Raw genomic sequence first — 11179 nt, forward strand, 5'->3', positions numbered from 1 at the left:
TCAGCCGTGGCGTATCCGGAAGATGGTCTTGGCCGTGCGCAGATGCCGTGGGTGCCGGTCGAAGGTGGACAGGTTCACCGCCGCGCGATACCGCTTGCGCGCGATCGCCAGCGTCCGGCTGAACTCGCGCAGTCCCTGATCGCCGTGATGGTGTCCCTGCCCGTATTCGCCGACCCCGCCGAACGGCAGCGCCGGAATCCCGGCGTAGGTGCTCGAAGAATTGATGGTCACAACGCCGACCCGCAGCTGCTCGGCGAAGGATTCGATACCGTGCACGTCCCGGGTGAACACCGACACCGCGACACCGTTGCCGACCGCATTGATTCGCTGCGCCGCCTCGTCCATATTTGCCACCCTGTTGACGATCAGCAGCGGCCCGATACCCTCGCCGGTGATCGCGACGCTCTCCTCCGGCACCTCGGCCAACACGATCGGTTCGATGTAGGGATCGCGAATCGAATCCAGCCCGCCGACCACCGCGCGTCCGCCTCTGGCCAGTGCGTCGCGCACCTGTTTGCGCACCACGTCGACCTGCGATTCCAGAATCATCGGACCGTAGGACGCGCGCTTGTCCGCGCCGGGCCGCAGCCGCCGCGCCTGCTCGACTACCAGTTCCAGGAATCGGTCGTAGACGGAATTGGCGACGTAGGCCCGCTGGATGCCGGTGGAGTTCTGGCCCGCATTGGCCATCGCGCCGAACACCGCGGCCTCGGCGGCCTCGGCGAGTTTGGCGTCGACGTGAACCACCATGGTGCCCTTGCCGTTCCGCTCGACCACCACCGGTGTCAGGGTCTGCGCGCACAGCGTGATCACCTCGCGCCCGCCCGCATCCGAACCGGCATAGGCGATCTTGTCCACCTTGGCGCGGCACAGCGACGCGGTGGTGGCGTGATCGCCGGTAACGACCTGCAGCACAGGCTGATTCGGCGCGAGCTTGTTCCAGCTGTCGGCCAGCCAGACCCCGACGCCGGTGGTCAGCTCATCGGGTTTGAACACCACGGCATTGCCCGCGGCCATCGCGTAGGCGATCGAGCCCATCGGGGTGAAGACCGGATTGTTCCACGGTCCGAGCACCCCGACGACGCCGAGCGGCAGATAGCCGACCGACGCGTGCTGATTGCGGGTCAGCCAGGTGGAGCCGAGCTTGCGCCGATCCAGCACGCGCGCGGCATTGCGGGCCGCCCAATCCAGATTCTCGACGGCGAGCATCACCTCGATTACCGCGTCCGCCTGTGGTTTTCCGGTTTCCTCGCACAGGATTTCCACCAATTCGCCTGCGCGCCTGGCGATACTGCGTTTCCAGTCCAGTAGCCAGCGTTTGCGAGCGCTGAATCCCAGTTCCGCCCACCATTTTTCGGCGGAGCGTGCGGCGCGCACGGTGCGGTTGATTTCGCCCGCGCCCATCACGGCATAGTTGCCGACGATCTCGCCGGTGCGCGGGTCATAGGACGTCAGCACGTTCGGTCGGCCCGATCCTCCCGTATGCGCTGCCAGCCTCGGCTGCGCGGTCTCGGCCATGGTCACCTCTCGCAGGGTCGATCCGCCGCAGCCGCTGAACGCTTGGCGAAACAGCGCTGCCGCAAACGAGTTAGTGCGTTTTCCCCCGTCTAGCAGACTATGGTCGCCGCGACGGCCGGACAAGGTGTCGCTACCGCCCCTACGCTGCCCCTCGAGGGCCGCCACCAGCGACGTTCTCGGGTCGAGTGGATCGGCCGGAAGAAATGTGAGTAAGGACACAGTTAGGTCGCGGGTCGCTGGGTATGACGCGGTCGGCCGTGCGCGGATGCCTCTGCCGGTAACATCACGCTTGGCGGCAGGGATCACCAACCGGGACGTATTCATGCCCACGCTCTTGGCGACCCGCGGTCGCCGCCGAGGCCCCGCGAACGCCGCCGATCAGACACAGTGGAGAGTTGATGCCGAGCTTGAACCAAGCGGATTCGCATACCAGCGAGCCACCACCCATCGATGGTGGTGGTGACGTCGCGGTCGCGGTTGCGGATGTCCGGAAGTCATTCGGCGATGTGCACGCGCTGCAGGGCATCAGCTTCACCGCAGAGCGGGCCAGCGTGCTCGGCATCCTCGGGCCCAACGGTGCTGGCAAGACCACCATGGTCAAAGTGCTGTCGACCCTGCTGCGCCCGGACTCCGGCACCGCCGTGGTCGCGGGCCACGATGTGCTGAAGGATCCGGCGGGTGTGCGCCGCTCGATCATGATGACCGGCCAGTACGCCGCGCTCGACGAGAACCTCTCCGGCCGGGAGAACCTGGAATTGTTCGGTCGGCTCATGGGCCTGGGCAAATCGGCCGCCCGCAAGCGCGCCGACACCCTGCTCGAGGAATTCGATCTGGTGCACGCGGGCCGTCGCGCGGTGCGCCACTATTCCGGCGGTATGCGTCGTCGGGTCGATATCGCCTGCGGACTGGTGGTCCGTCCTGAGGTGGTGTTCCTCGACGAGCCGACCACCGGTCTGGATCCGCGCAGCAGGCAGGGCGTGTGGGATCTGGTGACCGCGCTGAAGAATCAGGGCATCACGGTGCTGCTCACCACGCAGTACCTCGAGGAAGCCGATGTGCTCAGCGACAACATCATCGTCATCGATAAGGGCACGGTGATCGCCGAGGGCACCGCCGACGAACTCAAGGAGAAGACCGGCGGCAACTACTGCGAGGTGGTGCCGCTGGATCCGGGTCAGCTCGGCAAGGCCGCCAACGCACTCGGTGATCTGGTGCCCGCCGCCGTACTCGCCGACGTCGATGGCGGCGACCGGATCTCGATTCCCGCACCCGACGGCGCGGGCACGCTGTCCGAGGCATTGCGCAGGCTCGACGCCGCCGGGATCAAACTGGCCGATATCGCGCTGCGCAGGCCCTCGCTCGACGACGTCTTCCTCTCCATCACCGGCCATTCGGGCGGCCACGCGTGAGCGAGCGAACCATCAACACAGGACTGGAAGTCACGATGGAGCCGAGCGCCAGCGAGGCGCAATCGTGAGTTCCACCACCGTCGAGCGGGCCGATTCGGCACTGCTCTTCGCCGAGCTGCCCGCGGCCAGGATCTCCTACTTCGCACAGTGGCGGGCGCTATCCGGACGCATCGTGCGGACCATGGCCGTCAAGGGTGAACTGATCGTCGCGATGATCACCCCGCTGGTGTTCACGCTCGGCTTCTATCTGCCGCTGCGCTACGTCATGAAGTTCCAGGGCATCGACTATGCCCAGTTCGTCATGCCGATCATCGTGCTGCAGACCATGGCGTTCACGATGATGTCGAATGCGCAGCTGTCCGCATACGAGGCGCTGACCGGTCTGAGCACCCGACTGCAGACGATGCCGATCGGCATGCTGGTGCCGTTGAGCGCGCGGATCGGCGCGGGACTGGTGCGTTCGCTGACCGCGCTGACCGCGGCGATCATCTTCGGCTACATGATCGGCTTCCGGTTCGTCGCCGGACTCGGTCAGGCCGTGTTGTTCTGCGTGTTCTCGCTCGCGGTCGGCACCGTGCTCGCACTCGGCGCGGACGCGCTCGGCAGCCTGACCAAGAGTCCGGAATCGCTGAGTCAGGCACTGACGCTGCCCACCCTGATCTTCGGCATGCTGTCCTGCGGATTCGTCCCGGAGCGCAGTTTTCCGATGTGGATCCGGCCGTTCGTGCGCAATCAGCCGATCTCCCAGTTCTCCTTCGCGCTGCGCGATATGGCCCATGACGGGGTGACCTGGGGTGTGCTGTGGGTGCCGCTGACCTGGCTGGGCGGTATGGCGATCGTCTTTACTCCGTTGGCGATCTGGGCGAGTGTGAGGCGGTCATGAGTTCTGTCGAGACCTTGGAGCGCACCGAGGTGGACGGATTCGACCCGCTGCCGCGGGTGGCCACGCCATCCGAACGCGCGCTGTCGACCTGGATCACGCACAGCCTGATCCAGTGCAAGCGGCTGCTGCTGGTGTGGGCGCGCGATCCCGCGACCACCATCCAGACCCTGATCTATCCGGCGCTGACGCTTTTCATGTTCCGCGTCGTGCTCGGCAATTCGATCACCGCGGCCACCGGTAAGCCGAGCATCTACGGACAGGTCGCGCTGATCACGTTGGTCGCGGCGATGTCCGGTGCGGTGGTCAGCGCACTCGGCTTCAAGGGTGAGAAGTTCACCGGACTGCTCGGTCGGTTCTGGACCATGCCGGTGCATCGGGCGGCCGGGCTGACCGGCAGACTGTTCGCCGAGGCGATCCGAGTGCTGGTCACCACGCTGTTCGTGATCGCGGTCGGCTTCACCCTCGGCTTCCGTTTCGGGCAGGGGCCGTTGGCGGCCGTCGCGTTGGTCGGCATTCCGGTGCTGTTCGGCGTCGGCTTCGCGGTGCTGGTCACGGCGCTCGCGACCATCACCGAGGGCGTCATGCTGGTGAGCATTATCGGCATCGTCAATACCCTGCTGATGTTCTTCAATTCCGGGTTCGTGCCGGTGATCGCCTATCCGGTGTGGTTGCAGGACGTGGTCGCGAATCAGCCGATGAGCTGCGCCATCGATGCGATGAAGGGACTGTCCTACGGCGGTGCCGTCGCCGAACCCCTGTTGAAGACCGTCGCCTGGGTGCTCGGGCTCATCGTCGTGTTCGCGTATCCGGCGATCCGCGGCTACCAACGCGCCGCCGAAACCGGCGCCTGACCTTCGTCAGCCGATCCGGCCCTCTTCGCAGTCGGCTGCGGCGAAGTCGAAACCGACCCAGCGGTTTCGATTCGTCCAGCCGACCAAGTCGTAGCGCCAGCGGAACGGCCAGGTGCGGGCGACGGTGTTGAAGAGGACGGCGCCGAGGACGGTGTAGTCGTCATGGGCGGAGAGCAGGGCGCGCTGGCCGCGCGGCGAGGCGTTGAAGAAGGCGTCGAACATGGCGATGGACTGTTCGGTGGTCAGGCGGCCCATGCCCCAGAGGCCGCGCATGCGCATCCAGTACACCAGCCGGGCCTGCCACGGCCAGAGTTCGGCAATGGGGTCGCGGCCTTGCCGGAGGGCGGCGACGGCGGTGTCGACCAGGGCCAGCGAATCGGCGACGCTGTAGCCGGTGCAGGGATGCATCATGCCGCCGCGGGAGCCGAACGGAATCGCTTGGGCGGTCCCCTTTTTCGGGGGTGGCTGGTCCAGTGAGTAGTGCGCGGCCTCGGTCGGCTCGGCGCCGGTGAGCCGAATGCCGTGTGCGGCAAGGCGGTTCAGGGTGCGTCTGCGCAACTCGTGCTGCGGCATGCCGCCGCGCAGGCCGAGGCTGGTCTCCTCGAAGATCACCGTGCCGTCGCCGAGCGGGACGGCATAGAGGAACGACGGCGGCTCATCCGGTCCCGCGCCGTTCTCCGGACGCCAATCGAGCAGCAGTCCCTCGCCCTCGGTCATCATGGGCGCGGCGGTTTCGGCGTCGACGAAGATGCCGTGCGCGCTTGCCGCGCGACGCCGTCCGAGCGTCGGCAGCCCGCGGGTATCGAAAACCGTTGCGGCCCTGAGGATCGTGTCGTCCGCGAGTTCCACCACGTTGGCCTCGACGCGAGTGGCCCGCCCGGCGACAACGGTGGCGTCGTCGAGCGGCAGTGCATCGCGCAGTCCGGTTTTCGACAGCACGCAGTAGGGGCGGTCGATCCGACGCTCGGCCTTTGTCCAGACCGTCGGCTTCGGAATGCGCGCGGCAATGGCGCTCGACGGCAACCACTCCGGCAGTTCATCGATCCAGCAGGAGAACGTCGGCGGCCAGAGCCGCTCCGGCCGCGGATCGACGGCGGCGACACGGAACCCGGCGCGCATGGCACGATGCGCCAGCGCTCGGCCGGTCGGTCCGAGCCCGACCACGCAAAGGTCGAATTCCCGGACCGCACTGTCACCCATGCCTCGCATTCAAACCGCTCCGTCCGTCCGTCCGCAACACCGCGTCCCGCAGGGCATCTACTTGGGGGTGATCCAAGTGGTGATGTCGGCGTGCACGACCTCGAGGCCGTGCTTGTCGTAGATGGACACCGGAACGGTCAACTCCTGCCCCTCGGTGATCCGGGTGAAGTCGGGCACCTCGGCCAGCTTCGCCACCGCGCGCAGACCGGTCTCGGCCTTGGCCAGGTACTGCACATTCATGGCCTTGGGAATCCAGCGGTGCGTGTCGGGCACCGTGGCCTCGCTCAGCATGCCCATGGCCACCTCGGCCAGGTTGCAGGCCGCGATCGCGTGGAAGGTGCCCAGGTGGTTGTGGATGCCGAACCACTTCGGCGAGGTCACCTCGCACAGTCCGGGCTCCAGCCGCACGACGCTCGGCAGCACCGTCCCGAAGTAGGGCACCCGGGCCACCATGCCGAGCGAGAACAGGGTGTGCCCCAGCCGGTTGTCCGGCAGCTTGTTCCAGATCCGATGAGTCGCGGTCGGTTTCGTCATGGCTCTATCTTACTCAGAAGTAAGTTTGTCTGCGGTAGGGTCGGGGCGCGCCCGGGATTCGCACCCTGACCTGCTGGCGAACCGTTGGTAGGGGGCGGATTTGAAGTCGCCAACGCGGTCGGGCATACTGTTCGGGTTGCCTTGCACCGGGTCATGCCGTTCGGCGGTTGTGGCGGGTGGCGAGGCGAGCAACACCCAATCGTGTACCTCGCTGGACATCCAGCGTGGGTACGTCCGGGACAAACGTTCCAGGCCAGGTGAAGTTTCGAACCGGGGCCGAGGAATGAGCGGCTGCGTTGAATTCCGATCAAAGATCGGCGCGACACGCCCGACCGCGTGGACCGGAGAACCATGACAGATGAACAGCGGCGAGGATCGGGCGGTGCCCGGTCGCGGTCTCACGGTGTTGGATCTTGCCCGAGCGGGGGCCCTGCGTGGTTACGCAGGCTGCCGTCACCGGGCTTGACCCGATCGGGCTGGGACGTCTTCGTGTGTTCGGGCTGTGCAATTGAAGGTGGTACGGAAGCCGGCTTCCGGACCACGAACGATAAGCGGAGAAAAGGACACTTAGCGTGGCGGGACAGAAGATCCGCATCAGGCTCAAGGCCTATGACCACGAAGCGATCGACGCGTCCGCGCGCAAGATCGTGGAGACGGTGACCCGCACCGGGGCCCGTGTGGTCGGGCCGGTGCCGTTGCCGACCGAAAAGAACGTGTACTGCGTCATCCGTTCGCCGCACAAGTACAAGGACTCGCGCGAGCACTTCGAGATGCGGACGCACAAGCGGCTGATCGACATCCTCGACCCGACGCCGAAGACGGTTGATGCCCTTATGCGCATCGACCTGCCGGCCAGCGTCGACGTCAACATTCAGTGACGGGGACTCGAGATATGACTGACAACAAGAACAGGCCGGCGGCCGGCATCCTGGGCACCAAGCTCGGTATGACCCAGGTGTTCGACGACAAGAACCGTGTCGTCCCCGTAACCGTCATCAAGGCCGGACCGAACGTCGTTACCCAGATCCGCACCGTGGAGCGCGACGGCTACAGCGCCGTCCAGGTCGCTTTCGGCGCCATCGACCCGCGCAAGGTGAACAAGCCGGTTTCCGGTCAGTTCGCCAAGGCCGGTGTCACCCCGCGCCGCCACGTCGCCGAGATCCGCGTCGCGGACGCCTCCACCTTCGAGGTCGGCCAGGAGATCAACGCCGATGTCTTCGAAGAGGGCGCCTACGTCGACGTCACCGGCACCAGCAAGGGCAAGGGCTTCGCAGGCACCATGAAGCGCCACGGCTTCCGTGGTCAGGGCGCTTCGCACGGTGCACAGGCGGTGCACCGTCGCCCGGGTTCCATCGGTGGCTGCGCCACCCCCGGCCGCGTGTTCAAGGGCATGCGCATGTCGGGTCGCATGGGTAACGACCGCGTCACCACGCAGAACCTGTCGGTGCACAAGGTCGACGCCGAGAACGGCCTGCTGCTGATCAAGGGCGCGATCCCGGGTCGCAAGGGCAGCGTCGTGACCGTCAAGAGCGCAGTGAAGGGTGGTGCGCACGCATGACCAGCGTCGAGAAGAAGACCAACCTGACCCTCCCGGTCAAGGAACTCGGCGGCAAGACCAACGGCACCGTCGAGCTCCCCGCGGAGATCTTCGATGCCACCGCGAACATCTCGCTGATGCACCAGGTCGTCGTCGCGCAGCTCGCTGCCGCACGCCAGGGCACGCACGCGACGAAGACGCGCGGCGAGGTCTCCGGTGGTGGCAAGAAGCCGTACCGCCAGAAGGGCACCGGCCGCGCCCGTCAGGGCTCGACCCGCGCGCCGCAGTTCACCGGTGGTGGCACCGTGCACGGTCCGCAGCCGCGTGACTACAGCCAGCGCACCCCCAAGAAGATGATCCGCGCCGCGCTGCGTGGCGCCCTCTCGGATCGTGCGCGCAACGAGCGCATCCACGTGATCACCGAACTGGTCTCGGGTCAGACCCCGTCGACCAAGACCGCGAAGTCGTTCCTGTCCGAGCTGTCGGACCGGAAGAAGTTCCTGCTCGTCCTCGGACGTGAGGACATCGCGGGCTGGAAGAGCGTGCAGAACCTGGAGTTCGTGCACCCGATCGCGCCGGATCAGCTCAACACCTACGACGTGCTGGAAAGCGACGAAGTGGTGTTCAGCGTCGAGGCCTTGAACGCCTTCGTGCACGGCCCCGCCGAAGCAGCACAGGAGGAAAGCAAGTGACCACGATCGCCGACCCCCGCGACATTCTGCTGGCGCCGGTCATCTCGGAGAAGTCCTACGGACTGATCGAGGAAGGTACCTACACCTTCATCGTGCACCCGGATTCCAACAAGACGCAGATCAAGATCGCCGTCGAGAAGGTCTTCGGTGTGAAGGTGACCAGCGTCAACACCGCCAACCGTCAGGGCAAGCGCAAGCGGACCCGCTTCGGTTACGGCAAGCGCAAGGACACCAAGCGCGCGCTCGTGACCATCTCGGCCGACAGCAAGCCCATCGAGATCTTCGGAGGCCCGGTCGCGTAAGCGCCTGGGAATCCAGAAAGCAGAGAAGAACTCATGGCAATCCGTAAGTACAAGCCGACTACGCCGGGCCGTCGTGGCTCCAGCGTCTCGGACTTCGCTGAGATCACTCGGTCGACCCCCGAGAAGTCGCTGATCCGCCCGCTGCACAGCAAGGGCGGTCGTAATGCGCACGGTCGCATCACGACTCGCCACCGCGGTGGCGGCCACAAGCGTGCCTACCGTCTGATCGACTTCCGTCGCCTGGACAAGGACGGCATCCCGGCCAAGGTCGCGCACATCGAGTACGACCCGAACCGCACCGCCAACATCGCGCTGCTGCACTACCGGGACGGCGAGAAGCGCTACATCATCGCCCCCAAGGGCGTGGTGCAGGGCACCCCGATCGAGTCCGGCCCCACCGCCGACATCAAGCCGGGTAACAACCTGCCGCTGCGCAACATCCCGACCGGTACCACGATCCACAACGTGGAGCTGCGTCCGGGCGGTGGCGCCAAGATGGCCCGTGCCGCAGGCATGAGCATCCAGCTGCTCGGTAAGGAAGGCCCCTACGCCACGCTGCGTATGCCCTCCGGTGAGATCCGTCGCGTCGACGTGCGCTGCCGCGCCACCGTCGGCGAGGTCGGCAACGCCGAACAGTCGAACATCAACTGGGGTAAGGCCGGCCGTATGCGCTGGAAGGGTCGTCGCCCCACGGTCCGTGGTGTCGTCATGAACCCGGTCGACCACCCGCATGGTGGTGGTGAAGGCAAGACCTCCGGTGGTCGCCACCCGGTCTCGCCGTGGGGTCAGCCGGAAGGCCGCACCCGCAAGCCCAACCGTCCGAGCGACAAGCTCATCGTCCGCCGTCGCAAGACCGGCAAGAAGCGCTGAAGGAGGAGGTAAGAAATGCCACGCAGCCTCAAGAAGGGCCCGTTCGTCGACGACCACCTCCTCGCGAAGGTGGACGTTCAGAACGAAAAGGGCAGCAAGCAGGTCATCAAGACCTGGTCCCGTCGTTCGACCATCATCCCCGATTTCATCGGTCACACCTTCGCCGTCCACGACGGCCGCAAGCACGTGCCGGTGTTCGTCTCGGAGTCCATGGTCGGCCACAAGCTGGGTGAGTTCGCGCCCACCAGGACGTTCAAGAGCCACGTCAAGGAAGACCGGAAGAGCAAGCGGCGATGAGCGAAGCGAAGAGCAAATCAGCGCAGGGCACCACTGAGACTCAGAACCCGACTGCCCACGCGACGGCGAAGCACGTTCGCGTCACCCCGATGAAGGCTCGCCGTGTCGTGGACCTGGTCCGCGGCAAGCGGGTCGAGGACGCCCTCGCGATCCTGAAGTTCGCGCCGCAGGCCGCGAGCGAGCCGGTCGCCAAGGTCGTGGCCAGCGCGGCGGCGAACGCCGAGAACAACCTCGGCCTGAACCCGTCGACCCTGGTCATCTCGACCGCCTACGTCGACGAGGGCGCGACCATGAAGCGTTTCCAGCCGCGGGCCCAGGGCCGCGCGTTCCGGATCCGCAAGCGCACCAGCCACATCACCATCGAGGTCGAGAGCGTGCCCACTGCCGGTGCTGCTCGCAGCCGCCGGAAGGGAGGGGCAAAGTAAATGGGACAGAAGATCAATCCCCATGGCTTCCGCCTCGGTATCACCACCGACTGGAAGTCGCGTTGGTACGCGGACAAGCAGTACGCGGACTACGTGAAGGAAGACGTCGCCATCCGCAAGCTCCTCGCCACCGGCATGGAGCGGGCGGGCATCTCCAAGGTGGAGATCGAGCGCACCCGTGACCGGGTTCGCGTCGACATCCACACCGCGCGTCCCGGCATCGTCATCGGTCGCCGCGGCGCCGAGGCCGATCGCATTCGCGCCGAGCTGGAGAAGCTCACCAAGAAGCAGGTGCAGCTGAACATCCTCGAGGTCAAGAACCCCGAGTCGGATGCGCAGCTCGTTGCCCAGGGTGTCGCCGAGCAGCTGTCCAACCGTGTGGCGTTCCGTCGCGCGATGCGCAAGGCCATCCAGTCGGCCATGCGTTCGCCGAACGTCAAGGGCATCCGGGTGCAGTGCTCGGGCCGCCTCGGCGGCGCCGAAATGTCGCGCTCGGAGTTCTACCGCGAGGGTCGCGTCCCGCTGCACACGCTGCGCGCGGACATCGACTACGGCCTCTACGAGGCCAAGACCACCTTCGGTCGCATCGGCGTGAAGGTCTGGATCTACAAGGGCGACATCGTCGGTGGCAAGCGTGAGGTCACGGCCGCGGCCGCGCCCG

The 11179-nt window shown here is 66.2% G+C and carries 14 protein-coding genes; 11 read left to right on the forward strand and 3 right to left on the reverse strand.

The window, feature by feature from the left end; all coding sequences use genetic code 11:
• Nucleotides 1-1518 (reverse strand): aldehyde dehydrogenase family protein, encoded by a 1518-nt coding sequence (locus tag NP3_RS37935; RefSeq protein ID WP_084509533.1) that lies wholly within the window; start codon nt 1516-1518, stop codon nt 1-3.
• Nucleotides 1519-1916: 398 nt separating this feature from the next.
• On the opposite strand from NP3_RS37935, the gene NP3_RS37940 reads away from it, so the two are divergent.
• From NP3_RS37940 to NP3_RS37950, 3 genes are all read left to right on the forward strand, one after another.
• Nucleotides 1917-2927, forward strand: a complete 1011-nt coding sequence (locus tag NP3_RS37940) for an ATP-binding cassette domain-containing protein (RefSeq protein WP_245721277.1) — start codon at nt 1917-1919, stop codon at nt 2925-2927.
• A 100-nt stretch (nt 2928-3027) separates the two neighbouring features.
• Nucleotides 3028-3810 (forward strand): ABC transporter permease, encoded by a 783-nt coding sequence (locus NP3_RS37945; protein ID WP_245721278.1) that lies wholly within the window; start codon nt 3028-3030, stop codon nt 3808-3810.
• A complete protein-coding gene (locus NP3_RS37950; protein WP_063046546.1) occupies nt 3807-4661 on the forward strand; it encodes an ABC transporter permease in 855 nt (284 codons plus the stop codon). Before NP3_RS37945 ends, NP3_RS37950 begins: the two co-directional genes overlap by 4 nt.
• Before the next feature lie 6 nt (nt 4662-4667).
• On the opposite strand, the gene NP3_RS37955 is transcribed toward NP3_RS37950, so the two are convergent.
• Together NP3_RS37955 and NP3_RS37960 are read right to left on the reverse strand one after the other, a co-directional pair.
• Entirely contained in the window at nt 4668-5861 is a 1194-nt protein-coding gene (locus tag NP3_RS37955) for a lycopene cyclase family protein (protein WP_063046547.1), read from the reverse strand.
• Between the two features lie 57 nt (nt 5862-5918).
• Complete coding sequence (locus NP3_RS37960; RefSeq protein ID WP_063046548.1) at nt 5919-6395, reverse strand: hotdog fold domain-containing protein; 477 nt, start codon at nt 6393-6395, stop codon at nt 5919-5921.
• Nucleotides 6396-6967: 572 nt separating this feature from the next.
• On the opposite strand from NP3_RS37960, the gene rpsJ reads away from it, so the two are divergent.
• The 8 genes from rpsJ to rpsC all read left to right on the forward strand — a co-directional run.
• Nucleotides 6968-7273 (forward strand): 30S ribosomal protein S10, encoded by a 306-nt coding sequence (gene rpsJ, locus NP3_RS37965; protein WP_003938093.1) that lies wholly within the window; start codon nt 6968-6970, stop codon nt 7271-7273.
• A gap of 14 nt (nt 7274-7287) precedes the next feature.
• Nucleotides 7288-7953, forward strand: a complete 666-nt coding sequence (rplC, locus tag NP3_RS37970; protein ID WP_040686545.1) for a 50S ribosomal protein L3 — start codon at nt 7288-7290, stop codon at nt 7951-7953.
• Nucleotides 7950-8624 carry a 50S ribosomal protein L4 gene (gene rplD, locus NP3_RS37975; RefSeq protein WP_063046549.1) on the forward strand — a complete coding sequence of 225 codons (675 nt, stop codon included), beginning with the start codon at nt 7950-7952 and terminating at the stop codon, nt 8622-8624. The genes rplC and rplD overlap by 4 nt, the downstream gene beginning before the upstream one ends.
• Nucleotides 8621-8926, forward strand: a complete 306-nt coding sequence (rplW, locus tag NP3_RS37980) for a 50S ribosomal protein L23 (protein WP_040686547.1) — start codon at nt 8621-8623, stop codon at nt 8924-8926. Before rplD ends, rplW begins: the two co-directional genes overlap by 4 nt.
• A 33-nt stretch (nt 8927-8959) precedes the next feature.
• Complete coding sequence (gene rplB / locus NP3_RS37985; RefSeq protein ID WP_063046550.1) at nt 8960-9796, forward strand: 50S ribosomal protein L2; 837 nt, start codon at nt 8960-8962, stop codon at nt 9794-9796.
• A 15-nt stretch (nt 9797-9811) separates the two neighbouring features.
• Nucleotides 9812-10093 (forward strand): 30S ribosomal protein S19, encoded by a 282-nt coding sequence (gene rpsS, locus NP3_RS37990; protein ID WP_040686549.1) that lies wholly within the window; start codon nt 9812-9814, stop codon nt 10091-10093.
• Nucleotides 10090-10518, forward strand: coding sequence for a 50S ribosomal protein L22 (rplV, locus tag NP3_RS37995; RefSeq protein WP_063046551.1), 429 nt, complete (start codon nt 10090-10092; stop codon nt 10516-10518). Before rpsS ends, rplV begins: the two co-directional genes overlap by 4 nt.
• Nucleotides 10519-11179: 30S ribosomal protein S3 (gene rpsC / locus NP3_RS38000; RefSeq protein ID WP_063046552.1), on the forward strand; the 661-nt coding region annotated here is incomplete at its 3' end. It lies immediately after the preceding gene.

The sequence above is a fragment of the Nocardia pseudovaccinii NBRC 100343 genome (assembly GCF_001613225.1).
Taxonomy (GTDB): Bacteria; Actinomycetota; Actinomycetes; order Mycobacteriales; family Mycobacteriaceae; genus Nocardia; species Nocardia pseudovaccinii.